This is a genomic window from Streptococcus sp. 27098_8_103 (assembly GCF_041432345.1).
Lineage (GTDB): Bacteria > Bacillota > Bacilli > Lactobacillales > Streptococcaceae > Streptococcus > Streptococcus mitis_BV.
Window position 1 is genome coordinate 1 of sequence record NZ_JAPVZK010000025.1, and the last position, 23,753, is coordinate 23,753.

Annotated in this window: 27 protein-coding genes; 3 read left to right on the forward strand and 24 right to left on the reverse strand. The window is 43.1% G+C overall.

All coding sequences use genetic code 11. The features are described from left to right. Positions 1-42: 42 nt before the first annotated feature. The 10 genes from endA to O3599_RS07730 all read right to left on the reverse strand — a co-directional run bounded on the left by endA (position 43) and on the right by O3599_RS07730 (position 7,368). On the reverse strand, positions 43-867 hold the full coding sequence (endA, locus tag O3599_RS07685; RefSeq protein WP_247939902.1) for a DNA/RNA non-specific endonuclease: 825 nt from the start codon (positions 865-867) through the stop codon (positions 43-45). A 38-nt stretch (positions 868-905) separates the two neighbouring features. Then, positions 906-1,094, reverse strand: a complete 189-nt coding sequence (locus O3599_RS07690) for a DNA-directed RNA polymerase subunit beta (RefSeq protein WP_043901723.1) — start codon at positions 1,092-1,094, stop codon at positions 906-908. Next, a complete protein-coding gene (murA, locus tag O3599_RS07695) occupies positions 1,087-2,370 on the reverse strand; it encodes a UDP-N-acetylglucosamine 1-carboxyvinyltransferase (RefSeq protein ID WP_024057810.1) in 1,284 nt (427 codons plus the stop codon). Before murA ends, O3599_RS07690 begins: the two co-directional genes overlap by 8 nt. A gap of 23 nt (positions 2,371-2,393) precedes the next feature. After that, a complete protein-coding gene (locus O3599_RS07700; protein WP_000250389.1) occupies positions 2,394-2,624 on the reverse strand; it encodes a DUF1146 family protein in 231 nt (76 codons plus the stop codon). A gap of 57 nt (positions 2,625-2,681) precedes the next feature. Next, positions 2,682-3,719 carry a SepM family pheromone-processing serine protease gene (locus tag O3599_RS07705; RefSeq protein WP_049492818.1) on the reverse strand — a complete coding sequence of 346 codons (1,038 nt, stop codon included), beginning with the start codon at positions 3,717-3,719 and terminating at the stop codon, positions 2,682-2,684. Beyond that, positions 3,703-4,191 carry a pantetheine-phosphate adenylyltransferase gene (coaD, locus tag O3599_RS07710; RefSeq protein ID WP_247939903.1) on the reverse strand — a complete coding sequence of 163 codons (489 nt, stop codon included), beginning with the start codon at positions 4,189-4,191 and terminating at the stop codon, positions 3,703-3,705. The genes O3599_RS07705 and coaD overlap by 17 nt, the downstream gene beginning before the upstream one ends. Beyond that, the gene (gene rsmD, locus O3599_RS07715) at positions 4,181-4,720 is read right to left on the reverse strand and encodes a 16S rRNA (guanine(966)-N(2))-methyltransferase RsmD (RefSeq protein ID WP_004241152.1); all 540 of its coding nucleotides are present in this window, start codon (positions 4,718-4,720) and stop codon (positions 4,181-4,183) included. The genes coaD and rsmD overlap by 11 nt, the downstream gene beginning before the upstream one ends. Positions 4,721-4,784: 64 nt before the next feature. Next, positions 4,785-5,777 carry an aspartate--ammonia ligase gene (asnA, locus tag O3599_RS07720; RefSeq protein WP_000748003.1) on the reverse strand — a complete coding sequence of 331 codons (993 nt, stop codon included), beginning with the start codon at positions 5,775-5,777 and terminating at the stop codon, positions 4,785-4,787. A 111-nt stretch (positions 5,778-5,888) separates the two neighbouring features. Continuing rightward, on the reverse strand, positions 5,889-6,572 hold the full coding sequence (locus O3599_RS07725) for a Bax inhibitor-1/YccA family protein (RefSeq protein WP_247939779.1): 684 nt from the start codon (positions 6,570-6,572) through the stop codon (positions 5,889-5,891). Between the two features lie 55 nt (positions 6,573-6,627). Next, a complete protein-coding gene (locus O3599_RS07730) occupies positions 6,628-7,368 on the reverse strand; it encodes an RNA methyltransferase (protein ID WP_247939778.1) in 741 nt (246 codons plus the stop codon). Positions 7,369-7,401: 33 nt separating this feature from the next. Here O3599_RS07730 and O3599_RS07735 point away from each other — a divergent pair, with 33 nt between their 5' ends. Together O3599_RS07735 and yidC are read left to right on the forward strand one after the other, a co-directional pair. Continuing rightward, the gene (locus tag O3599_RS07735) at positions 7,402-7,680 is read left to right on the forward strand and encodes an acylphosphatase (protein WP_001174616.1); all 279 of its coding nucleotides are present in this window, start codon (positions 7,402-7,404) and stop codon (positions 7,678-7,680) included. A 78-nt stretch (positions 7,681-7,758) separates the two neighbouring features. Then, positions 7,759-8,685, forward strand: a complete 927-nt coding sequence (gene yidC, locus O3599_RS07740; protein WP_247939780.1) for a membrane protein insertase YidC — start codon at positions 7,759-7,761, stop codon at positions 8,683-8,685. Between the two features lie 225 nt (positions 8,686-8,910). Here yidC and pflA read toward each other — a convergent pair whose 3' ends face one another. The 12 genes from pflA to O3599_RS07800 form a co-directional block, all read right to left on the reverse strand. Then, the gene (pflA, locus tag O3599_RS07745) at positions 8,911-9,705 is read right to left on the reverse strand and encodes a pyruvate formate-lyase-activating protein (protein WP_004255837.1); all 795 of its coding nucleotides are present in this window, start codon (positions 9,703-9,705) and stop codon (positions 8,911-8,913) included. Positions 9,706-9,830: 125 nt separating this feature from the next. Then, complete coding sequence (locus O3599_RS07750) at positions 9,831-11,081, reverse strand: diaminopimelate decarboxylase (protein ID WP_070526592.1); 1,251 nt, start codon at positions 11,079-11,081, stop codon at positions 9,831-9,833. Positions 11,082-11,147: 66 nt separating this feature from the next. Then, positions 11,148-11,975, reverse strand: coding sequence for a pur operon repressor (purR, locus tag O3599_RS07755; protein ID WP_004238844.1), 828 nt, complete (start codon positions 11,973-11,975; stop codon positions 11,148-11,150). Between the two features lie 104 nt (positions 11,976-12,079). After that, positions 12,080-13,021, reverse strand: a complete 942-nt coding sequence (locus tag O3599_RS07760; protein WP_020903082.1) for a 3'-5' exoribonuclease YhaM family protein — start codon at positions 13,019-13,021, stop codon at positions 12,080-12,082. After that, entirely contained in the window at positions 13,011-14,267 is a 1,257-nt protein-coding gene (rmuC, locus tag O3599_RS07765) for a DNA recombination protein RmuC (protein ID WP_247939777.1), read from the reverse strand. The genes O3599_RS07760 and rmuC overlap by 11 nt, the downstream gene beginning before the upstream one ends. A 1-nt stretch (position 14,268) precedes the next feature. Then, positions 14,269-14,931 (reverse strand): thiamine diphosphokinase, encoded by a 663-nt coding sequence (locus O3599_RS07770; RefSeq protein WP_070482204.1) that lies wholly within the window; start codon positions 14,929-14,931, stop codon positions 14,269-14,271. Continuing rightward, on the reverse strand, positions 14,894-15,550 hold the full coding sequence (gene rpe / locus O3599_RS07775; RefSeq protein WP_000084990.1) for a ribulose-phosphate 3-epimerase: 657 nt from the start codon (positions 15,548-15,550) through the stop codon (positions 14,894-14,896). Before rpe ends, O3599_RS07770 begins: the two co-directional genes overlap by 38 nt. A gap of 10 nt (positions 15,551-15,560) precedes the next feature. Continuing rightward, the gene (gene rsgA, locus O3599_RS07780) at positions 15,561-16,439 is read right to left on the reverse strand and encodes a ribosome small subunit-dependent GTPase A (protein ID WP_261150482.1); all 879 of its coding nucleotides are present in this window, start codon (positions 16,437-16,439) and stop codon (positions 15,561-15,563) included. A gap of 1 nt (position 16,440) precedes the next feature. Further along, positions 16,441-17,313, reverse strand: coding sequence for a 16S rRNA (adenine(1518)-N(6)/adenine(1519)-N(6))-dimethyltransferase RsmA (gene rsmA, locus O3599_RS07785; protein ID WP_001216838.1), 873 nt, complete (start codon positions 17,311-17,313; stop codon positions 16,441-16,443). Positions 17,314-17,325: 12 nt separating this feature from the next. Next, on the reverse strand, positions 17,326-17,622 hold the full coding sequence (locus O3599_RS07790; protein WP_261042981.1) for a hypothetical protein: 297 nt from the start codon (positions 17,620-17,622) through the stop codon (positions 17,326-17,328). 107 nt (positions 17,623-17,729) lie between these two features. Then, positions 17,730-18,296 carry a ribonuclease M5 gene (gene rnmV, locus O3599_RS07795; protein WP_371512480.1) on the reverse strand — a complete coding sequence of 189 codons (567 nt, stop codon included), beginning with the start codon at positions 18,294-18,296 and terminating at the stop codon, positions 17,730-17,732. Further along, positions 18,296-19,069, reverse strand: a complete 774-nt coding sequence (locus tag O3599_RS07800) for a TatD family hydrolase (protein WP_247939773.1) — start codon at positions 19,067-19,069, stop codon at positions 18,296-18,298. The genes rnmV and O3599_RS07800 overlap by 1 nt, the downstream gene beginning before the upstream one ends. 157 nt (positions 19,070-19,226) lie before the next feature. Between O3599_RS07800 and O3599_RS07805 the strand changes: the two genes are divergently transcribed. Further along, a complete protein-coding gene (locus tag O3599_RS07805; protein ID WP_247939772.1) occupies positions 19,227-21,071 on the forward strand; it encodes an APC family permease in 1,845 nt (614 codons plus the stop codon). Between the two features lie 332 nt (positions 21,072-21,403). Here the strand turns inward: O3599_RS07805 and O3599_RS07810 are convergent, their stop codons facing one another. Beyond that, a complete protein-coding gene (locus O3599_RS07810) occupies positions 21,404-23,368 on the reverse strand; it encodes a peptide ABC transporter substrate-binding protein (RefSeq protein WP_371512482.1) in 1,965 nt (654 codons plus the stop codon). A gap of 138 nt (positions 23,369-23,506) precedes the next feature. Continuing rightward, a complete protein-coding gene (rpmH, locus tag O3599_RS07815; protein WP_000831905.1) occupies positions 23,507-23,641 on the reverse strand; it encodes a 50S ribosomal protein L34 in 135 nt (44 codons plus the stop codon). Between the last annotated feature and the right edge of the window lie 112 nt (positions 23,642-23,753).

Consider the following 23,753-nt stretch of genomic DNA (forward strand, 5'->3'; position numbering starts at 1 on the left):
AACTCCTATATCGACAAGTGACATAGGAGTTTATTTTGTATTTTACTGAGTAACAGTCACTTCTCCAGTTCTGTAATCCAGTTGAAGCCCCTTTTGAACATTGGGAACTAGAACATTAAATTCCAATTCTCCGTCTGAAGACTTGGCTTCAATCTGTGAAGCTGAAGGTACTAAATCCTCGTTTGAAGCATAATAAAGGGTTACACGGTAACGGACACGCTTGTTTTGGTCCAAGGATTTACGTACCAGGCTTTCATAGTAGTTTTGCCCTGTCGAATCCTCAGCTTGCGCCTGATTTGCCCAGGCTGTCTGAACAGCAATGTTTTTAGGATTGCTTGTAGAAGCATCAAAACCATCCAAGCCACCGATCAAGGCATAGCCTAACAAATGACCTCTATCGACCGCATGGGTATAAGTCCCCTTTAGATTCTTAACCTGATGCCATCCTGGAGGAGTCCATGAAGTCGAACCATTCCCCGTTTCTTCACGATTCTTGTACTGTCGGGTTGCCTTAGACAAGAGAGCATTGGCTACAGTTGGCACGGTTTCCTTGCCCACTGTCTTTGTTTTATTATCGGCGTAAGGTTTACTTGAAACCTTGGCATCTAGGTTTGTTTTATTACCATTGACGATAAAAGCACCTGATCCATTCCACTCCAGACTCCCTTTTATTTGACTCTTGACTACATCTGTTAAGACACTTTCTGCCAATTCTTGACTAGGAGCTTCAGACGCTTGTTTTTTCTGACTCACCTTAGTTTTAGGAGTATTAGCTGTCGACTGCATCTGCTTGATATAATAGCTACCGGCAGATAAAAGTAATAATACCAGCAATCCGATTAGTGTCTGTCTTGTTTTTTTGTTCATATTTCTCCTTATCTCTAGAAAAAGGCTGGTTTTCCAGCCTAATTTCCTGTAAATTTATGAATCAATTCCTGCCATTTTGCTGGAGACAGGATAGCCCATGGATCTTGACCCTTGCCCAAGATTCCATAACCGACCATTAAACCGATTCCTAGGGCTAAAGCACCTAAAATCAGTACCAGAATGACTAAAAGTAAACGCTTGGCTACGTAGCCTGATTTCTTATTCATCTTCATCACTTGCCTCAATCCGCTGAATCTTAGCACCCAACTGCGCCAACTTCTCATGAAAACGGTAGTAGCCTCTATCCAAGTGGACTAATTTACCAACTACGGTTTCTCCTTGTGCTACCAAACCTGTCAAAATCAAGGCTGCACTGGCACGAAGGTCAGTTGAAAGAACTTCTGCTCCCTGCAAAGGCTGTCCACCAACAATACGTGCTGTATCACGGATAATTTCAGAGTGCAAGCCCATACGGCGCATTTCTTCTAGGTGTTGGAAACGATTTTCAAAAACTGTCTCCACCATAGTTGATTCGCCTTTTGCGACAGTCATCAAGGCTGTAAATTGAGCCTGCATATCTGTTGGAAATCCTGGGTGGGGCAAGGTTTTCACATGGACAGCTTTTAGATTTTCTAGTTGAGAGCGAACTCGAATTCCTTCAGTCTCCTCCGTCACTTCCACTCCCATTTCAAGCAATTTGGCAATCAAGGGACGGTTGTGCTCCCAAACAGCATCTTTAATCAGGACATCACCACCAGTCATGGCAGCAGCCACCATAAAGGTTCCCGCTTCGATACGGTCTTGGACTACATTATGAGTCGTACCATAAAGTTTCTCCACACCGGTAATGGTAATGGTCTCTGTACCAGCACCTTTTACTTTAGCTCCCATTTCATTTAAGAGAATGGCTAGGTCCACAATCTCAGGCTCACGCGCAGCATTTTCAATCACTGTAACCCCATCAGCCAGCGTCGCTGCCATCATCAAGTTCTGAGTAGCACCAACACTTGGGAAGTCCATGTAGATATGAGCTCCATGTAAGCGATCAGCCTTGGCTTCGATATAACCAGCTGTCTGACTAATCTTAGCCCCCATAGCTTCTAGACCTTTCAAATGCAGATCAATAGGGCGGCTACCAATCGTACAACCACCTGGCATGGATACCTTGGCATGACCTACACGGGCAAGAATTGGTCCCAAGACAACGATAGATGCACGCATCTTGCTGACATACTTGTAAGGAGCTTCCTCAGTGATATCGCCAGTCGCGTCCACCTCAACAAGATGATCTTCTTCATTAAAATCCACCTTGGCATTCAAACCACGAACCACCTGATTCATAGTGAACACATCTGACAAGATAGGAACATTCTGCAAGACGGTCTTTCCTTCACTTGCTAGAATAGTCGCTGCCAACAAGGGCAAGACTGCATTCTTTGCTCCTTCGATCGTAACACTTCCTACCAGACGATTATCGCCACCTTGAACCACAATTTTTTCCATACTTATTTCCTTTACTCTTGATTTTATAATAATCCTCTAAGCACTTCTTGCCACAACTGATACAGGCTGATAAAGAATGAACTCATGATGTAGCCCATTACAATACTGAAAAGAGCTATCAATAAACGGACTTTTCTTGTATTCTCAGCTGTCACTTTTAAAACCTTTTCCCATCTAACAAGATCCTTTAAAAGGTAAAAACTCACATAAATAAAGAGCATGTGACTGCTTAGAGTGAATAATAATTGAACCATTTGACTATTATACCATCTTCTCTGTTTGTGCGCTAGTTTGGAAACTTCACTTAAAAACTAGGGATTGTTTTTCAAGTAATCAATTGCATCTTGTAGGGTTTTAACTGGCACTATTTTCATATCTGTCTTGATTGTTTTAGCTGCTTCCAGGGCTGTTTGGTAGTTATTTTTCGCATCAGGATGTGCTTTTTGTTCTTCTTCGCTAACAGGGTTATCAGGGGCAAAGAAAATAGCAGCACCTTCTCTAGCCGAAGCTACAACTTTCTTATCGATACCTCCAATGTCCCCCACATTCCCATCGCGGTCAATGGTTCCTGTACCGGCAACGATACGGCCATTTCGAAGGCCAGGGTCAGATATCTGGGTATAGATGGCCAGACTAAACATGAGACCAGCACTTGGTCCGCCGATACCGGCTGTTGAAAAGCGAATTGGGACATCACTGGTCACTTCTGTACGGTCAATCAAGCCAATTCCAATTCCATTTTTGCCATTTTCCAAGGTAATAATCTTACCTTCTGCAGACTTGGTTTGCCCATCCTCTTCATAGGTCACCTTGACGGAGTCCCCTAGTTTTTGAGAATTGACGTAATCAATCAAGTCTTTGGAACTGTCGAATGTCTGATCATTGACTGCTGTGACCGTATCAGAGATGTTGAGAATCCCTTTAAAGGTCGAATTATCCGTCACAGTCAAAACATAAACCCCAAGATATTTTAGTTCAATATCCTTACCAGCTGTTTTTAGCCCTTGATACTTAGCCATATTCTGCGATGTCTGCATGTAGAATTGATTGATCCGCATAAATTCAACATCGGAAGAACCACCTGTAGTCTCCTGGGCACTACGAATATCTGTAAAAGGCGTCAACCAAGCATAAATCATATGGGCTAAAGTAGCGTGCTGGACACCAACCGTAACGAATTGATAGGCACCAGCTTCCTTATCTTCTGTGTCATTGACTTTAAGGACTTGGCGAATATCTTCCGAACCACCTGGAACCTCTATATAATAGGGCAAGGGCACTACAAATGCCAAGAAAGTCACAATCAAGGCCGCAATGACATATAAGGGCCATCTAATCTTTTTTTTCATTTCTTATTTCCTCCAAAATACTCTCAGGAACATAGCAGGCAACATCCTGACCAAACTTCAATAGCTCTCTAATACCGGATGAACTGAGATAGAGATGTTCAGGTCGGCTATGTAAATAAATGGTCTCTATATCAGGAGACAGCTGATGGTTGTAGTAATCAAAACTGGCTTCATATTGCAAATCCGCTGCATTCCTCAAACCCCGCACTAGGCAAGTAGCCCCCAGTCTTTTTGCGACATCAACTACCAATTCATCATGAGAAGACACAACTTTAACATTTCCCAAATGTATCACAGCCTTTTCTAACCCCCGTTTACGATTTTCGATAGGGAGAAATCCTTGTTTGTGGGGATTAAAAAAAATACCGACATAGAGCTTATCAAAGAGTTTGCTAGCCCGTTCAATGATATCCAGATGCCCATTTGTCATCGGATCAAATGAGCCTGTGAATAAGCCAATCTTATCTGACATAGACTGTCACCTTACTAATTCCATAAATTTTTTCCTTCCAGATACCCAGGCAGGCAATTTCTTCTGGAAGTTCGACGGCCTTATCCGTCTCACACACGACCATGACATCTTCAGAAAAAAGCTCTTTCTCATCCATTTTTTCAATATCTGCTACGATTTGTTCCTTGGCATAAGGAGGGTCTAAGAAAATGAGGTCAAATTCCCCAGATACCTGTTCCAATGCCCTTTCTGCATCCATCTTGAGGAGCTCAAATTTTCCAACTTCCTTGGTCATCTGAATATTTTCAGCCACGATAGCCTGAGCCTTACGTTCTCGTTCCACCAAAACAGCGCTGGACATGCCACGCGAGACTGCCTCGATAGATAAACCACCACTACCTGCATACAGGTCCAAGACTCGTCCCCCTTCAAAGTAGGGACCAATCATGTTAAAAATGGCTCCCCTAACCTTATCCGAAGTAGGTCTTGTCGTCTTTCCTTCTAGTGTCTTTAGGGGACGTCCCCCATAGATTCCTGATACGATTTTCATACCGTTTATTATACCAAATTATGGGCGAAAAGAGAAAGAAAACCGAACCTTGCGGTTCGATTCTCTACAAAATATTTTCGTAAGTATCGCGGACTTCTTGAGGCCAAACACTTGTTTGCACTTCTCCGATGTGTTTCTTGCGAAGTAGGAACATGGCCATCCGAGATTGTCCAATTCCTCCACCGATTGTCAATGGGAATAGACCATTCAACAAAGCCTTGTGCCATTCCAATTCCAAGCGGTCTTCATCACCTGTAATGGCAACCTGACGACGAAGCGTTTCTTCATCTACACGGATTCCCATAGAAGACAACTCAAAGGCTCCCCCCAGAGACTCATTCCAAACAAGAATATCACCATTTAGACCCTTGTAACCATTTTCAGACTCGCTTGTCCAGTCATCGTAGTCTGGTGCACGTCCATCGTGCGGTTTACCGTCTGGTAATTCACCACCGATACCGATCAAGAATACTGCTCCAAATTCTTTACAAATAGCATTTTCACGCTCTTTTGGTGTCAAATCTGGGTAGCGTTCTACCAACTCTTCTGTGTGGATAAAAGTGATTTGTTTTGGCAAGATTGATTCGATGTCATAGCGGGCTTCAACAGCTAGCTCAGTAAGACGAATAGCCTTGTAAATCTTCTCAACTGTTTCTTTTAGATAAGCGATATTACGTTTACCATTTGGGATAACTTTCTCCCAGTCCCACTGGTCAACATAAACAGAGTGGGTCGCATCCAGCGAATCTTCGTCTGGACGAAGGGCCTTCATGTGGACAAAAAGGCCTTCTCCCTCACCGAAACCAAAACGGGCCAAAGTATGGCGTTTCCATTTGGCAAGTGAGTGCACCACTTCATAAGTAGCATCAGGAATTTGGAGAACCTTGACCGATACGGCATTCTCCACACCTGATAAATTATCCTGCATCCCGTCGCCAACCCTGCTCAAGATAGGACCTTGAACTTCGACAACTTCTAACTTATCTTTCAAATACTGGGTAAAAGTGTTTTTGACAAAGGAAATCTCTTCTTGTTGATGAATAAAACTTTTCTTCATAAACTACTCCTCAAAAAATTAATTAAAAGCATTATACACCTATTTTCAAGAAAAGGAAAGAGCAAATACGAAAAAATCAGTGTTCCTTGGAACACTGATGTCATGAACCCTCTAGTCATTGCGACCAAAGATACGTAGAATACTTAGGAAAAGATTGATAAAATCAAGATAAATACTGAGAGCCATTGACACAACCCAACCTGTCGCTACACGGCCTTGTGATTGTTCATAAGCGAGACGAATTCTTTGGTTGTCCCAAGCAATCAACCCTGAGAAGACCAAAACCATGGCTACACTAATCATATAATCAAAGAAACCGCTAGCCAAGAAAATATTGACTACCATAGCAATAATCAAACCGATAAGAGCTGCCATCATAGCTCGACCGATCCCACTCAAGTCTTTCTTGGTGACCATACCAACTGCTGCCATGACAAAGAAGAGAAGGGCGCTCGACACAAAGGCGGATAAAACTGTACCGGGAGTATAGAAGGCCACCACAAAACTGAGGGTAAAGCCGTTTAAAACGGAGTAAAGTAAAAATACTGGAAGAGCAGCTGGACTATTCTTTAAGGCCATGTTACTAGCAACGAAGACTAGTGCTAGCTCCGCAACAGTTGCAATGGTCAACCAGAGACGTCCCTGCATCAAAAAGTAAACCAACTGAGACTGAAAAACAGTCAACATGAGGCCAGATACCAAGGCGGATAGTCCGATGCCTAATCCAACAAAGGCATAGACCTTAGCGTAAAATTGATTGAGACCAGTACGGTCTTGTATAATAGTATGATTCATCCTTGTCTCCTTTTCTATGGATGTCTTTCCTTGATTATAACAAAGAAAATTAAAATTAGCTTAAATGGAAAATCAAAATACCTGCTGCAACTGCAACATTGAGACTCTCTGCCTGACCCTTCATGCTAATGTGAACCAACTGGTCTGCACTTTCAGCCATGAGGGGACTAATTCCTTGACCTTCATTTCCCATAACCAAGACAAACTGGTCAAAATGAGGCACGTCACGATAGTCTTTAGAATCCTTGGAAAGTGTGGTTGCTAGCACAGGGATACCATCCTTTTTAGCTTTCTCTAGAAGCGCTTGACTAGACATCCGGTAAATGGGCAGGTGGAAATGACTGCCTTGCATCGAACGTAAGGTCTTGAGACTGTAGATATCTGCCGATTTATCTGAAACAATCACTCCAGTAAAACCTGCTGCATCCGCAGTCCGAATGATAGTTCCCACATTACCAGGATCTTGCACATCTTCCAAAAACAAGAACTTTCCCTGACTAAAGTCAGTTTGTTCTACTTCTTCTTTTTGAACCACCGCAACAATTCCCTGTGGAGTCTGAGAATCCGCCAAATCTAGCAAAATATCCTCTGATACCCAGACAGTTTGCGGAAAAGCAACTAACTGTTCTCGATAACTTTCTAGGGCAAAGATTTTCTCAATCGTCACTCCAGCTTGAACAGCTTCTTCAAACAAGTGCCAGCCTTCAATCAAATAGGCAGACTTGCGGTATTTTTTTTGGTGTAATTTCTTGGCATTTTTTACCACAGAATTGGCTTTTGAGGTTATAATAGTCATAGAAATATTATAACACAATCAAAGGGGTTTGGTATGCAAAAGGTTAGAATGATTGCCCAAGGCAGGGTGCAAGGAGTCGGCTTTCGTTGGGGTGTTTACAGCCTGGCACTTGAAATTGGTGGCATCACAGGTCGAGTATGGAATAACGACGATGGCACAGTGGAAATTTTAGCCCAAGCAGACTCATCTGCTACCATGGCAAAATTTATCCAAGAAATCCGCAAAGGACCAACACCTTTTTCAAAAGTCAGCTACTTAGATGTCAAACTAAGCAACTTTCCTCCTTACCCTGACTTTAAAATCGCAAATTAGGTCTCTAGAACTATTGTATATTTTGTAAAAAAACAGTAGAATAGAAAGGTATTATTTTTAAAAGAAGGAATGAACACATTGAAAACTATTAAACGTTTTGCACTCTCAGCTATGGGAGTAGCTATGCTATTAGTCTTGACAGGTTGCGTTCAAATTGATAAAGCAACAGGTAAGCCAATTGGTCCCGTTTGGGATTTCTTAGGTGCCCCGATGGGAGAAGCTATCAAGTACTTCGCTACTGATAAAGGTCTAGGCTTTGGTGTCGCTATCATTATCGTGACCATTATCGTGCGCTTGATCATCTTGCCACTTGGTATTTACCAATCATGGAAGGCGACACTTCACTCTGAAAAGATGAACGCCCTCAAACACGTCCTTGAACCACACCAAACTCGTCTCAAAGAAGCAACCACTCAAGAAGAAAAACTAGAAGCCCAACAAGCCCTCTTTGCCGCTCAAAAAGAGCACGGCATCAGCATGTTTGGTGGTGTAGGATGTTTCCCTATCCTCCTTCAAATGCCTTTCTTCTCTGCTATCTACTTTGCTGCCCAACACACTGAAGGGGTTGCTCAAGCAAGCTACCTAGGAATTCCTCTAGGTTCTCCAAGTATGATTTTGGTTGCCTGCGCTGGTGTCCTTTACTATCTTCAATCGCTCCTTTCACTTCACGGAGTAGAAGATGAAATGCAAAGAGAACAAATCAAGAAAATGATTTACATGAGCCCACTCATGATCGTCGTCTTCTCCCTTTTCTCACCAGCCAGTGTCACACTTTACTGGGTTGTCGGTGGTTTCATGATGATTCTCCAACAGTTTATCGTCAACTATATCGTTCGTCCAAAACTTCGCAAAAAAGTCCGTGAAGAACTAGCCAAGAACCCACCAAAAGCACGTGCTTTCTCTACACCAAGTGGACGAAAAGACGTTACTCCTGAACAACCAACTGCTATCACAAGCAAGAAAAAACACAAAAATCGCAACGCTGGAAAACAACGTTCGAGATAAGAAGAAAAAGGCTTAGCTGATTTGCTAAGTCTTTTTTGCAAGTCATACTCTTCGAAAATCTCTCAAACCACGTCAGCTTCGCCTTGCCGTAGATGTGTTACTGACTTCGTCAGTCTTATCTACAACCTCAAAACCATGTTTTGAGCAGCCTGCGGCTAGCTTCCTAGTTTGCTCTTTGATTTTCATTGAGTATCAAAAGCCCGATGTTTCCATCAGGCTTCTTTTTTATCCATGTACACGTTTCATATAGTCTTGGTAACTTTCGGTATCCATGAGTTTTTTAGCGTTCTTGACGCGGTCTGCTGTTGGTGGTTTAACCCCTTCGAGCGAATAAGGAATTCCCAATTCACGCCATTTGAACTCACCCATAGTGTGATAAGGTAGAATTTCAAACTTATCAACATTTTTAAGGGTTTTGACGAACTTACCAAGTTCAATCAAGTCATCATCTCTATCTGTCAATCCTGGAACTAGCACGTGGCGAATCCAGACAGGCTTTCCAATATCTGATAGATACTGGGCACAAGCCAAGATATTTTTATTGGTTTGGCTAGTGACAATCTTGTGCTGTTCTTCGTTGATTTCCTTTATATCCAAAAGAACCAAGTCAGTGACAGCCATGAGTTTGTCAAACTTCTCAAGGTAACGTGGTTTATTACGGAAAGGAAGGGCACAGGTATCCAAGGTACAGTGGATTCCTTGTTCCTTAGCCTTGGTAAAGAGGGCAATCAAGAAATCAATCTGCAAGAGAGCTTCTCCTCCACTGACTGTAATCCCGCCCTTATTTCCCCAGAAACCACGGTAACGCAAGGCTTCAGTCAAGACATCATCTACCGTCCGTTCACGTGACTTATTGGACTCCATAGCCCAAGTGTCAGGGTTGTGGCAATACTGGCAACGCATGTGACAGCCCTGCAAAAAGACAATAAAGCGAATACCAGGGCCATCTACCGCCCCAAAACTTTCTGTCGAATGCACCATTCCTGTCACTTGTCCATAATCAATTGTTTCTTCAGACATATCGTTACCTTCCTTGAAAACGTTTTATAGTTTTATTATATCACGACTTGAAGGAAAAACAAGATTTTTGCCTATTTTTTAGAAAGCAATCTGTTTTTCAATTTCATTTTCAATTACTTATCATTTTATTCTTCAAAATCAAAACCATACAAGGTTGCAAAATAGTCCTCAGGGCGCTCTGCACGGCGGATTTGACGGGCTTTGCCTTCTTCTGTATAGAGGATTTCCGCAGAACGAAGTTTGGCATTGTACTGGTAGCCCATTGAAAATCCGTGGGCACCTGTATCATGAATGACCAGCAAATCACCGATTTCTGTATGAGGCAGTTCGCGATTCACTGCAAATTTATCATTGTTTTCACAGAGTGAACCAACCACATCAACCACTTCAGCTGGTCCATCTGGATGGGTCACGTTAGTAATATGGTGATAGGCTCCATACATAGCTGGACGCATGAGGTTGACTGCTGATGCATCCACACCTAGATAGGTACGGTAGGTTTCCTTCTTATGAGTGACTCTTGTGACCAAAGCACCGTGAGGTGCCAACATAAAACGACCCAATTCGGTGAAAATCTTAACCTGACCAAGACCTGCTGGCGTAAGGACCTCTTCATACACCTTACGAACTCCCTCACCAATCAAGGCGATATCGTTCGGCTCCTGGTCTGGACGATAGTTAACACCAATGCCGCCAGAAAGATTGATAAAGTCTAGCGAAATGCCCAACTTTTCCTTGATTTCAACAGCCAATTCAAAAAGCTGACGAGCCAACTCTGGATAATAGAGATGGGTCACGGTATTGGACGCTAGAAAGGAGTGAATCCCAAAAGTCTTAGCTCCTTTTTGCTTCAAGATAGCAAAAGCTTCAAAGAGCTGATCCTTGGTCATGCCAAACTTGGCCTCTCCAGGATTGTCCATAATGTCTGTCCCCAGTTCAAAAACGCCTCCAGGATTGTAACGACAAGAGATGATTTCTGGAATGCCTGCTGCACGCTCTAGATGTTCAATATCTTCAAAGGCATCCAAGTTAATGGTCGCACCCAATTCACGTGCATAGGCATATTCCTTAGCTGGCGTGTTGTTTGAAGAGAACATAATCTCAGAACCTGGAAAGTCCAGTTTATGACTCATCAAAAGCTCTACATAACTAGAGCAGTCCACACCACAGCCTTCCTCTTGGAGAATTTTCAAGATAGCTGGTGTTGGAGTAGCCTTAACTGCAAAATATTCCTTAAAGCCCTTGTTCCACGAAAAGGCTTGGTTGACGGCTCTTGCCTTCTCACGAATTCCCTTCTCATCATATAAGTGAAAGGGAGTCGGGAACTCGGCAACAATCTTTTCTAAGTCTTCTTTATTGATAAATGGTGTTTTCATAAGTTTCCTTCTATTCTATTTGCAAAGAAAGGCTGGGACAATCGTTCCAACCTTTAGTTCTATCTCTTATTTGTCTTCGTCAAAGATATTGCCAACCTCAACATCGATGGCTTGGTTCTTGACATCAATATTGGTTACCTTCAAGAGTGACTTGTAGTCAAACTGCTTTTCACGTTCTTCTTGGGCATTATCCGCAAAGACCGCTACACCTGCCAATTCTGAATCAAACTCTCGCAAGAGACTGATCATCCCATTGACAGTTCCTCCGCCTTTCAAGAAGTCATCCACAATCAAGACACGGCTGCCAGCCTTGAGACTGCGTTTTGAAAGGAACATTTTCTCAATGCGGTCACCACTTGAACCTGAAACATAGTTGACGCTGACAGTTGAACCTTCGGTAATTTTCAGGTCACGGCGCACAATAACAAAAGGAACATTGAGGACATTGGCAACTGCATTTGCAAGTGGAACACCCTTGGTCGCTACGGTCATAACGGCATCAATTTTTTGGTCCATAAAGCTCTTGGCAATAATGCGACCAATATTTTTCAAGATAGCTGGTGTGCTAAGCAAATCAGACAGGTAGATATAGCCACCTGGCAAGATACGGTCACTTTCTGACAACTTGGCACGCAAGTCCTCAACCATTTCCTTGGCATCATGGCTTGAGATTGATGGTGTGAAAATGACACCACCACCAGCACCAGTTACTGTCTGGATATGACCGATTTCAATTTCCTCAAAGGCGCGTTTGATAATCACGATATCCTCTGAGATGGATGATTTAGCAGATTCATACTTTTCAGCAAAAGTATTGAGACTAGTTAGTTTATAAGGATTATTAATCAAATAGTTGGAAATGACAACCATCCGATCACTTCTTCTTAATTTCATTTCTATTTCCCACTTCATTTAATTTTGATATTTTATCTATTATACCATATTCACATAAAAAAACGAACATTCTTGCCCTAAAAATGTTCGTTTTTCTTAAATTATTAATCTAAATCTGGTTTATAGAAGGAACGATTGTCCATAGCGAAGATTTTATTGGTCATCTCTCCCTTATCCACCAGAGCAAGAGCTGTTGACATCATCATCATGCTAGCATCCAGATTGTCAATCATATGGATAATCTCTGCCTCCATGATACGTGGACGAACTGGACTTCCGTACTCAAGTAAGCCGTGGTGGCTGAGGATAACGTGGCGAAGCAGAACGACTTCTTCCTTGGTATCATCAATGCCGAGTTCCATAACTGTCTTGGTAATTTCGCTATCAATGAGAGCGATATGTCCAAGAAGATTGCCTCGCACTGTGTACTCGGTCTGGTCTGGTCCCGTCAATTCAATGACCTTAGCCAAGTCATGCAACATAATCCCCGCATAAAGCAGGCTCTTATTGAGCTGAGGATAAACTTCGCTAATAGCATCTGCCAAACGCACCATGGTTGCAGTGTGGAAAGCCAAACCCGTTTCAAAGGCATGGTGGTTGGTCTTGGCTGCTGGATAGGAGTAAAATTCCTTATCATACTTGGTGTAGAGATTTCGGACAATCCGTTGCCAGACAGGATTTTCAATTTTAAAAATCATTTGCGACATATAGTCACGGATTTCCTTGACATCAACTGGCGACTTGACCTTGAAATCAGCTGGATCATTGGGTTCACCAGGCTGAGGCAGGCGGAGGGTAATTTGATTGACTTGAGGGGTATTGTTATAAACTTCTCGGCGTCCTTTCATGTGGACAACCTTACCTGCGGTAAAGGCCTCAACGTTATGAGGTTGGGCATCCCAGAGTTTCCCTTCAATCTCGCCACTATCATCTTGAAAGGTAAAAGCTAGGTAATTTTTCCCAGCTCGAGTTTGCCTCAGGTCAGCTGACTTGATTAGGTAAAAGCCTTCAAATAGCTCATCTTTTTTCATGTGACTAATCTTCATATTCTTCCTCATCTTCTTGGAAATGGAGTAGATCAAGCGCAGGCTCACCTTCTGACAACTCAATGTGACGGAGCGTCCGCTCGATAGCTGTGGTACGACGGTTTAATAGTTCATCAATATTGCCAGAGGCATGTTGGAGGTGTTTTTGTGCCTTGACCAGAATGCCACCAAACTTGCCAAACTCGGTTTTGACACTGGCAAGCGTCTTGCTGATATGGTCGGCACTCTTTTGGATATTAAGGGTTTTGAAACCAACTGATAGGGAATTGAGAAGAGCTGATAGGGTACTTGGACCTGCGACAATAATCTGCTCCTCCCGTCTCAAATCATCAAAGAAGACCGGATTGCGGACGATTTCTGAGTAGAGACCTTCTGTCGGAACAAACAAAACTCCAAAATTGGTCGTCCGAGGTGGTGCTATGTACTTGCTCTTAATATCCTTGGCAAAGCGTTTGACGCTGGCTAGGAGTGACTTGCGACAGCGTTCGATCTCGTCCTTGTCACCAGCTTCATAGGCTTCTTCTAAGCGGTAATAATCTGCCAGTGGAAACTTGGAGTCAATCGGTAAGTAGACATATTCCAGGTCACCCTGTCCAGGCAACTTGATGGCATACTCCACTCGTTCACTAGAGTTTTCAACCGTTGCGTATTCTCGTTCATACTGGGCAGGGGTCATGATGTCCTCAATAATTTGCCCCAATTGCAATTCTCCCAGAATCCCTCGTGTCTTGGTTCCAGAGAGAACCTTGTTGAGGGCTCCGACATCGCGGGCAACTGTCTGCATTTCTCCAAGACCACGATTGACAGACTCCAATTGCTTGGAAACTGTCTCAAAGGAAGCCTGTAGGCGTGTCTGCAAGGTCTTTTCTAGTTTTTCCTCGACGGTTTGGCGCATTTGTTCCAAACGTTGCTCATTTGATTCCTGCAAGGCTTGGAGACGTTGGTCAGTCTTATCCCTGGTTTGGAGGAGATTCTCAGTCATTTCTTGACGGACCTGAGTTAAGCCTTGGTGCAATTCGATTCTCACTTCTTGCAGGCGATCGCTGACAGCCACTTCCAAGTCTTTTTGATCTAACTGGCTGGCTTGTCTGGCTTGTTCAAAGCGATAATCTAACTGGTCTGACAGATGATCTGCCTGATCCTCCAAGCTCTTGCTTAAGTGTTTTTCCTGCTTATCCTGCCTTTGCCAAATCAGAAAGAGACCAGCTAGGTTGGCAATTAATAATAGAACAAGTAAACTTTCCATCCTACCTCCTGTCCTTGCTATGCAGCACGACTACATAGCCATCTGGGCAAGTCACCGACACTTCCCTATCTATATATTCGTTAGAAGCGTACACTTTTTTAAAGAAAAAATTTTCCTCAGTCAACTCATACTTAGCACCGAGAATAGTCAGCTGGCTATCCCGAACTGGCATAAAGGCTAGATAGTCATAGTCTAAACGAGGTTCTAACTGACTGGTCCCTTCTGGACAATAGGCAATCAAATTTTGCCCATCTTCAATCGCTATCTGGCGCATATAGGGAGCCAACTTAGGATTGCTAGGTAGAAAGACGTTAGCTAGCATATGATCAATACGACCACCCAAAGCACCGAAAATAGTAACCTGAGCCTGAGAATTTTGCTCAAAGATGGTTAAGAGAGCCAATTCCAGATCTGTATCATCTTTTTCTGGTCGGGCTTGAACAAAATGCTGGGCACGTTTTTGAATCACCTGTCGCTCTTCTGCAGTAACAGAATCAAAATCCCCAACTGCTAGAGCAAGAGGCAGCTTTTCTTCCAAGACCCAGAGCGAGCCTCGATCCACACCGACAAAGCAATCAAAGTCTGTCCGATAATGACCGCGGTCTCCGCCTGCAAAAACGGCAACCCTAGTCCAGTTGTTTTCTGAGAGTTTGTACTCGCTCATTGACATCTCCCTTAAAGACATAGGAACCTGCTACAAAAACGGTCGCACCAGCTTCTTTAGCTTGGGCAATAGTTTGGTCATCAATCCCACCATCCACTTCAATCTCAAAGTTCAAACCTTTTTCCTCACGAAGGGCAACCAACTCACGGACCTTATCCATGGTCTCTGGTAGAAAGGCTTGCCCACCAAAGCCTGGGTTAACTGTCATGACTAAGACTTGGTCAACTAGGTGAAGCACGTGCTTGATGGCTTCAACTGGTGTGCCAGGATTGATAACAACTGAAGGCTTAACTCCGAGTGAACGAATTTTTTGGAGGGCACCATGAATATGGGGCGTTGCTTCCACATGGATACTGATGATATCCGCACCTGCACGCGCAAAGTCTTCTAAATGATGCTCTGGATTAGCTACCATCAAGTGGCAGTCGAAGACCATCTTACTATGAGGACGAAGAGCTTCAACCACACCTGCACCAAAACTGATTTGCGGGACAAAATGGCCATCCATGATATCGATATGGGCATACTCTGCCCCAGTTGCTTCTAGACGTTTGATTTCACGTTCAAAGTTGGCATAATCTGCTGCCAGAATTGACGGAGCAATCTTGTATTGAGACATAGGTTTCTCCTTATTTTGGAATTTTTTTGCTGACTTTTTTATAGGTTTCTCTGCGATTTTCAATCTCACTGAGGAATTGCAGGTAGTTGTCAAAACGGAAGGGCGCAATGGTACCTTCTTCAACTGCTGGCTTAACCGCACAAGAAGGCTCATGGGTATGGGTACAAGTACGGAATTTGCAGTCTCGACTGACAGTGGCAATCTCTGGGAAGGCCTGATTGAGGTCTTCCGCCGTTGATACTTCATAATCCAAGGATGAAAAACCTGGTGTGTCTGCGATTTTACCCCCATTGAGATTATAAAAACTAACTGCTCGAGTAGTGTGGCGCCCGCGACCCAGACTGTCTGAAATTTCTCCTGTTTCAAGATTGAGGTCTGGTGCGATTTTATTGAGAAGTGTTGACTTCCCAACACCTGTCTGCCCCATAAAGACCGTAACCTTGCCTGTCAATAAAGGCAGGAGTTCCTCTTTACTGGTCACAAAGTCATAGCCGATATCACCATAGGTCTGTTGGTAAAAATCCAGTTCCCCTCTATCTTCCAGTAGGTCCATTTTGGAAATATAAACGATGGGATGGATGTCCTTGTGCTCCAAAAGAACCAAGAAACGATCCAGCAAATTGCTGTTAAAATCAGGTTCCTTGACTGACATGATTACTACAGCTTGGTCAATATTAACAATTGGCGGACGGACTAGGCTGTTTTTGCGTTCGTGAATCTTGAGGATATAGCCTTCTGAATTTTCCTCGGCAGAAAAATCTACCAAATCCCCAACGTAGGGAGTATGGCCTTTTTTACGAAAATTTCCACGCGCTCGTGTTTGATAAACCTTGCCATCACTCTCTACATAGTAGAAGCCTGCCAAGGCTTTAATAATTTGTCCCTGCATCTTAGAGTCCTTGCCCTTTAAGTGCATCTGCTAGGCTGGCAAATTCTGCCAAGCTGAGGGCTTCCCCACGTACACTTGGTGACAAGCCTGCTTGGTCCAAAGCCTTGGTCAGCTTGTCCTTGACCTCTTCAGTCTTGCCAAAGTAACCTGTCAGGTTATTCCATAAAGTCTTGCGTCGATGAGTGAAACTAGCCTTAGAAACCTTAAAGAAGAAGTTCTCGTCTTCCACTGCTACGGCTGGTTCTGGACGACGCACCATTTTCAAAATAGCAGAGTCCACGTTTGGCGCTGGCACAAAGACCGTACGAGGCACGATGAAAGCAACCTTGGCAGTCATGTAATACTGCACCGCAATCGACAAGCTACCGTAAGCCTTGGTATTCGGCTGGGCTGAAATGCGGTCTGCCACTTCTTTCTGCATCATAACAACAAACTCACTAAAAGGAATCCCACTCTCGATTAAGTGCATGAGAATAGGCGTCGTGATGTAGTAAGGTAAATTAGCCACTACCTTGATTGGCAGGTCAGGATTTTTGAAATTCTGGATATGTTGCGCCAAATCAACTTTGAGAATGTCCTCGTTGACTACGGTAACATTGTCAAAATCACGCAAGGTATCTGCCAAAATCGGTACCAAACGATGGTCAATTTCAAAGGCCATGACCTCTGCTGCACGCTCAGCCAAAAACTCCGTCAAGGCACCAATCCCTGGCCCGATTTCGATGACATTAACCTGGTCATCAATCTCAGCCGTATCCACGATTTTTTGAAGAATATTGGTATCCGTCAAGAAATTTTGCCCGAAGGACTTTTTAAAGGTAAAACCGTGACGCTCCAGCACTGCCTTGGTCACGCTGTAATCTGCAATTCTCATTTATTCTCTTTTCTAATATGAACGACGATATATCCAAACAAAATCATTTCCTCTAGAGCCCTGATGAATCAGGCCTTTTAAATAAACATTTGGATTCGTCAGTTCTTTTGTTTCCGTATTATAACTTGTTATTGTCTTTCCACCATGTCGTAAAAGCCATTCTGTATCTAAGCTAGGTAAATATCTGTCCTTTTGAAGAAAACTACAAAGCTCCTCAACTGTCATATCCTCCGGGATATCAAGATCTATCTGATGAGAAAAAACATCATCTCCCATACAGATAGATTCTCTATCAACTCGTATTTTCATTTCACTCTTCCCTTTTAAACATCTATTTAAATATTATCAAAGTGAATCCCCTGACATAAATCTACTTACTTCTATTGTAACACATTCCCCTTGTATTTGGGGTCTGCTTAACTATTCTCATAAGATTTCATAGCTTCTTCCACTTCTGCCAAGGTAATCCCAAACAACTCTAAGCGCTTGAGGAGTTGCTTGCCGTTAGAATAGCCGATTCGGAGAGCCTCTCCCAGATATTCTCTGCGTTTACGGCTATCTGCCCCTGCTAGAAAGCCAAGGCGAATCAGGTCGCTACGACTGATATCAAACTGACTCTCCTGTTCAAATCGTTCTGTCACCTGAGCTAGAGCTGTTTTCAGGTCTTCATAGCTAGCATGTTCAATTCCCAGAGAATGCCCCTTGGTTTTGGACTTGGGAACAGCTTCATCTCGTTTGAGGAAGGCATGCTGAACTGTTGGAATGGCCGTCATAATCATGCGGCGAATCCGCTCCCCATTAAAATCTGGGTCTGTAAAGACAATGACTCCATGGCGTTGGTGTAGACGCTGAATACGTGCAATATCTTGCTCATTGATGGCAGAACCTCGTGTCTCATAGGTCTCTACATCGAAATAACGTTTGAGATTGGCCGTATCATCGCGACCTTCAACCACGATAACTTGGGAAATTTTCTCTTTCATTACTTGCTGTCCAATCCAAAAATTCGTTCTGCATTTGCAGTTGTTATCGCCGCTAGCTCTTCTGCCGTCATGCCACGCAAGTCAGCGATAAAGTCCACTACATAGCGAGTGTAGGCTGTTTTATTTTCACGACCCCGTTTAGGAACAGGAGCCAAGTAGGGAGCATCCGTTTCCACCAAAATCTTGTCCAAAGGAAGTTCTCTAGCAGCTTCTTGGATATCAGTTGCCTTCTTGAAAGTCACCACTCCTGAGAAGGAAATGGTCATACCAAGGTCCACAAACTTCTCTGCCCATTCAAGAGTTCCCGAAAAAGAATGCATGATACCACCTCGAGGACCAACGCCCTCACTCTTGATAATCTCATAGGTATCTTCCAACGCATCACGGGTATGAACTACAAAAGGCAAATCCAAGTCCTTAGATAACTGAATCTGACGGCGAAAAACCTGCTCCTGCACCTCTTTTGGCGCTGTCATCCAATGGTAGTCTAAACCAATTTCACCTAGAGCCACAACCTTGGAATGTTTTAACTTATCCAACAAGTAAACCTCGACTTCCTCCGTGTAAGTCCCTGCTTCTGTAGGATGCCAACCAATAGTCGCGTAGAGTTGGTCGTACTCATCCACCAACTCCAAGGCACGCTCAATCGTCGGTTCATCAAAACCAACAATATTCATCTGTGTCACACCCATCTCAGCAGCCAAGGCAATTTCTTCTGCCTCACTACCAGCAAATTCTTCTACATTCAAGTGTGTATGTGTATCAAAAATCATCTCTTCTAACCTCGTTTTCTATCTACTATTATAGCAAAAAAACTACCCTCTCTCCTCATCTGTACAAAATATTCTAAAATCCATCGTCGTCTCTTGACGCTATTTTCTCAAAGCAGTATAATAGCACTTATTGAAATTTTCAGAAAAGGAAAATACCATGTTTACAAAATTAAAACAGACTTTTATCGGTCGTCCTCTCAAGTCCTTAACCGAAGGCGAAGGGGGACTACTGGGAAAAATGCAGGCCTTGGCCATGTTGTCAAGCGACGCTCTATCTTCCATTGCCTATGGGCCTGAGCAAGTAGTCCTCGTCTTGGCTAGTCTCTCTCCTCTTGCGATATGGTGGAGCCTTCCTATCGGCCTCTTTGTCCTCCTGCTCCTAGCTAGCCTGACCGTCTCCTACCGTCAAATCATCCATGCCTACCCTCAAGGGGGAGGGGCCTATATGGTTACTCGAGAAAATCTATCTCCCCAACTTGGCTTAATTGCTGGAGGTAGTCTGCTGGTTGACTACATGCTGACTGTGGCGGTATCGGTGTCATCTGGAGCCGATGCTATCACAGCAGCTCTCCCTGCTCTCCACCCTTACAACCTCCACATTTCCATTTTTCTAGTTTGTTTGCTTATGCTCTTGAATTTACGGGGCTTAAAAGAATCTGCCAGTTCACTGATGATTCCTGTCTATCTCTTTATCATCAGTACTGTCTTTCTCTTGCTCTATGGAATCTTTCAACTAGTAACTGGTTCTCTCAGCTATCAGGCAACTTCTCCTATCGGGCATGCTGTACCGAGTCTGTCTATCGTTCTCATTCTAAGAGCCTTTACCAGTGGTTCTGCCTCTCTGACAGGGGTTGAAGCTATTTCAAATGCCGTTCCCTTTTTCAAGGCTCCGAAAGAAAAGAATGCAGCTCAGACCTTGACCATCATGTCACTGATTTTAGGTTTTCTGTTTGCTGGTATTACCTTCCTAAACTACTGGATGGGAATTATGCCGCAACACGGAGAAACCATCCTCTCACAGATGGCTCAAGGTATCCTTGGTAATTCCTTCTTAGGCCACCTTGGCTATTATACCTTCCAATTCTCCACAGCCTTAATTTTGGCCGTAGCTGCAAATACCGGCTTTTCGGCCTTCCCTATGCTAGCTTACAATATGGCTAAAAACAAATACATGCCCCATCTCTTTATGGAAAAAGGAGACCGCCTAGGCTACTCTAATGGAATTTTAACTCTGGCATTTGGGGCTATGATTCTTCTTCTCATTTTTAATGGCAATACCGAACGTTTGATTCCCCTTTATACTATCGGGGTCTTCGTTCCCTTCGCCCTATCTCAGACTGGGATGATTCGCCATTGGAAAAAAGAAAAAGGGACAAATTTCTTAAAACCTGCCCTTGCCAATATCCTTGGAGCCATCATTTGCTACGCTATCGTGCTGATCCTGCTCTTTTTCCGTCTCAGTGATATCTGGCCTTTCTTCCCGATTATTCTCGTACTCACCCTACTTTTCTTGGCCATTCACAGTCATTACCAAAAAGTGGCCCAACAACTACGTCTCTATGAAGGCATCGAAAAACGTACCTACGATGGCAATCTTGTCCTCGTCCTAGTAGGAAATGTCACCCGAGTTAGCGTCGGAGCCATTAACTACGCTCAAAGTATCGGTGATGAAGTCTTAGCCATGCACATTTCTACTAAGGAAACAGCAGAGAAAGACCAAGAAATTCTCCAAGAATTTGCCGATTACTTCCCAACCATTACTCTGAAGAACATCAAGACCAGCTACCGCGACATCATCACCCCTACTGTCAAGTATGTCAAACGAATCTCTGAGGATGCCCAGAAAAAGAACTATACAGTCACTGTCCTGGTACCCCAGTTTATCCCTAATAAACCTTGGCAAAATATCCTGCACAATCAGATGAGTCTTAAACTCAAATACGCCCTTCGTTGGCACCAAGACGTCGTTGTCGCTAGCTACTCTTATCACTTAAAAGAATAAAGAAAAGGCCCTACCAGAAGCAAGAAGCGTCTGGTAAGGCCTTTTTCTGAATTCAGCCACTATGCTTATACTCAATGAAAATCAAAGAGCAAACTAGGAAGCTAGCCGCAGGCTGCTCAAAGCACTACTTTGAGGTCGTAGATGAAACTGACGAAGTCAGCTCAAAACACTGTTTTGAGGTTGCAGATAGAACTGACGAAGTCAGCTCAAAACACTGTTTTGAGGTTGTGGATAGAACTGACGAAGTCAGTAACATACCTACGGTAAGGCAACGCTGACGTGGTTTGAAGAGATTTTCGAAGAGTATTAACTGAAAAGCATGACTAGGAATATCATTGAATGTGGTTAGCTAAATCTTCCTGAGCTTTTTTATTTGACTCAGCTTTTTCTTTCAGCCATTTTTCATAGAGTTCTTGGTACTGTTTAGCAGTTACTGGCTCTTTTTGCAATTCAACATATTTGTAGTTGTCAGCATTTCCTTTATTCCCAACGAATGAGAATGGACCTGTAAACGGTACAGTCTTACGGAAGATTGGATTAGCTCCACCACTTTGAACTGGTAGGAAGAGGGCACTATCTGTCAACCAAGCTTGGGCTTCAGCATATTTTTCATAGCGAGCCTGATTATCTGTGATTTCCGCATCTGCCTGATCCAAGAGTTTCTTGTAGTCAGAAAGACCAATCTTATCCTTGACTTCTTTGTCTTTTCCTTCAGACAAGCCCATGTTTTTCAACTGAGAACCTGTCTCTGGATCAAGGATGGCTAGGTAAGTCTTAGGATCTGAGTAATCTCCACCCCATCCTGAGATGTCGATATCGTAGTCTTTTTGTTCTGCTGTATCTGCAAAGTAGGTTGCCTGGTCTTTTTCATCTGGAGAAAGTTGGATAACATCAATGACTACATTCTCTTTACCAAGAGTTTCTTCCACTGTTTGTTTGAAAGATCCAGCCTGTTGCACATCCAACTTAGCAGTCTGGTCAACTGGCATATCCAAATGAATTGGGAAGGTTACTCCTTGAGCTTGCAGACTTTCTTTGGCCTTAGCAAACTTCTCTTTGGCCTTGTCAGGGTTCAAGAAGGCTTGCTTACCATCGTTTAGGTTAATATTTGCCCAATCTTTACCGTAATTGACAATTTTTTCATTGACAATATCACCAAAGTTCTTTTCGCCAACTTGGACAAAGTTACTTGGTGTAACTGTGTTACGCAAGATACGGTCTGCTCCATCTTCACCATTTGTCTGTGCTGCATAAGCATGACGGTCAAAGGCAAAGTTGATAGCCTGACGGAAATCTTTATTCTGCATAGCTGCGCGTGAATCTGTCTTTTCCTTATCAGACTGTTTCATAGTCTGCTTGTAACTTTGACGATTCACGTTGAAAAGATAGTAGAAAGTAACTGAGTTTTGCGGTGTATAGGTAATCTTGTCCTCATTTCCCTTCTTGAGTTCAGCAAAGACTGAACTTGTTGGGAAAATACGGCCGTCTGTATAGTTACCATCCAAGAAGCCTCTAGCAATGCTGTCTTGATCAGATCCATCAAAGAATGAGAGTTTCACTTTCTCGATTTTAACATTATCCTTATCCCAGTAATTAGGGTTTTTATCAAATTCAATCAAAGATTTTGATGTGAAGGATTTAAACAAGTAAGGACCATTTGACAAAATACTTGATGGTGTCACACTTCCAAAGTCATCTCCCTGAGACTTCAAGAAGGCTTCATTTACAGGACTAAGGATACTTGCTGTTGTTTTAGAGTTCCAATAAGTCTCAGGTTGGTTGAGGGTGTATTGTAGTGTGTAATCATCCACCGCCTTAACACCAACAGTTCCAAAATCAGATGATTTCCCTTCAACATAATCTGCTAGCCCCTTGATAGAGTCTTGTACCAAGTACAAGTTTTCAGCTTTTTTATCAGCCGCATACTTAAGTCCTGTCACAAAGTCATGAGCGGTTACGTCCGCATACTCTTCTCCTTCAGAAGTGTACCATTTAGCTCCCTGACGGATCTTATAAGTGTAAGTCAAGCCATCTTTTGACACTGTCCATGACTCAGCCATAGATGGGATGAGATTGCCATACTGGTCATTTTCCAACAAACCATCAATCAAGTTGGTTGTGATACTAGATGTAGAGTCTCGTGTAGAGGTAATGTAATCCAAGGTATCAGGGTTACTGACAAAGATATAAGAGTATGTCTTGTCTGCATTGCTTGATTGGGATGACCCACATGCCGCTAGAGCTAGACCTGCTGTCAAAGCCATAGCTCCAAAAAGCATAACTTTTGATTTCTTCATGATTATTCTCCATTTTTTACAGTATGTGAAATATTATACACTATTTGAGCAAAAATATATAGCCTTTTTGAACTTTTTTACAAAAATAAAAATCAGTAGACTCGAGTTCCTACTGATTTTTGTTATGGTTCGTTTGGATTATGCAGCCAAAACTTTGCGTCCTTTACGACGACGAGCTGCCAATACGCGACGACCGTTTTTAGTTGACATACGGTTACGGAATCCGTGTTTGCGCGCACGACGAAGTTTACTTGGTTGATAAGTACGTTTCACGATGAATACCTCCTCATAGATTTTGTATTCGTTTAGCCGGCTATAAAGTGATCAGTTACTAAACATACTTTACTATTCTATCTGATTCTTTCACTTTTGTCAATAGCTCAAG

Coding starts and splice junctions, on each gene's coding strand:
- endA (WP_247939902.1), bottom strand. CDS start 867: ATGAACAAAAAAACAAGACAGACACTAATCGGATTGCTGGTATTATTA.
- O3599_RS07690 (WP_043901723.1), bottom strand. CDS start 1,094: ATGAATAAGAAATCAGGCTACGTAGCCAAGCGTTTACTTTTAGTCATT.
- murA (WP_024057810.1), bottom strand. CDS start 2,370: ATGGAAAAAATTGTGGTTCAAGGTGGCGATAATCGTCTGGTAGGAAGT.
- O3599_RS07700 (WP_000250389.1), bottom strand. CDS start 2,624: ATGGTTCAATTATTATTCACTCTAAGCAGTCACATGCTCTTTATTTAT.
- O3599_RS07705 (WP_049492818.1), bottom strand. CDS start 3,719: ATGAAAAAAAAGATTAGATGGCCCTTATATGTCATTGCGGCCTTGATT.
- coaD (WP_247939903.1), bottom strand. CDS start 4,191: ATGTCAGATAAGATTGGCTTATTCACAGGCTCATTTGATCCGATGACA.
- rsmD (WP_004241152.1), bottom strand. CDS start 4,720: ATGAAAATCGTATCAGGAATCTATGGGGGACGTCCCCTAAAGACACTA.
- asnA (WP_000748003.1), bottom strand. CDS start 5,777: ATGAAGAAAAGTTTTATTCATCAACAAGAAGAGATTTCCTTTGTCAAA.
- O3599_RS07725 (WP_247939779.1), bottom strand. CDS start 6,572: ATGAATCATACTATTATACAAGACCGTACTGGTCTCAATCAATTTTAC.
- O3599_RS07730 (WP_247939778.1), bottom strand. CDS start 7,368: ATGACTATTATAACCTCAAAAGCCAATTCTGTGGTAAAAAATGCCAAG.
- O3599_RS07735 (WP_001174616.1), top strand. CDS start 7,402: ATGCAAAAGGTTAGAATGATTGCCCAAGGCAGGGTGCAAGGAGTCGGC.
- pflA (WP_004255837.1), bottom strand. CDS start 9,705: ATGTCTGAAGAAACAATTGATTATGGACAAGTGACAGGAATGGTGCAT.
- O3599_RS07750 (WP_070526592.1), bottom strand. CDS start 11,081: ATGAAAACACCATTTATCAATAAAGAAGACTTAGAAAAGATTGTTGCC.
- purR (WP_004238844.1), bottom strand. CDS start 11,975: ATGAAATTAAGAAGAAGTGATCGGATGGTTGTCATTTCCAACTATTTG.
- O3599_RS07760 (WP_020903082.1), bottom strand. CDS start 13,021: ATGAAGATTAGTCACATGAAAAAAGATGAGCTATTTGAAGGCTTTTAC.
- rmuC (WP_247939777.1), bottom strand. CDS start 14,267: ATGGAAAGTTTACTTGTTCTATTATTAATTGCCAACCTAGCTGGTCTC.
- O3599_RS07770 (WP_070482204.1), bottom strand. CDS start 14,931: ATGAGCGAGTACAAACTCTCAGAAAACAACTGGACTAGGGTTGCCGTT.
- rpe (WP_000084990.1), bottom strand. CDS start 15,550: ATGTCTCAATACAAGATTGCTCCGTCAATTCTGGCAGCAGATTATGCC.
- rsgA (WP_261150482.1), bottom strand. CDS start 16,439: ATGCAGGGACAAATTATTAAAGCCTTGGCAGGCTTCTACTATGTAGAG.
- rsmA (WP_001216838.1), bottom strand. CDS start 17,313: ATGAGAATTGCAGATTACAGCGTGACCAAGGCAGTGCTGGAGCGTCAC.
- O3599_RS07790 (WP_261042981.1), bottom strand. CDS start 17,622: ATGAAAATACGAGTTGATAGAGAATCTATCTGTATGGGAGATGATGTT.
- rnmV (WP_371512480.1), bottom strand. CDS start 18,296: ATGAAAGAGAAAATTTCCCAAGTTATCGTGGTTGAAGGTCGCGATGAT.
- O3599_RS07800 (WP_247939773.1), bottom strand. CDS start 19,069: ATGATTTTTGATACACATACACACTTGAATGTAGAAGAATTTGCTGGT.
- O3599_RS07805 (WP_247939772.1), top strand. CDS start 19,227: ATGTTTACAAAATTAAAACAGACTTTTATCGGTCGTCCTCTCAAGTCC.
- O3599_RS07810 (WP_371512482.1), bottom strand. CDS start 23,368: ATGAAGAAATCAAAAGTTATGCTTTTTGGAGCTATGGCTTTGACAGCA.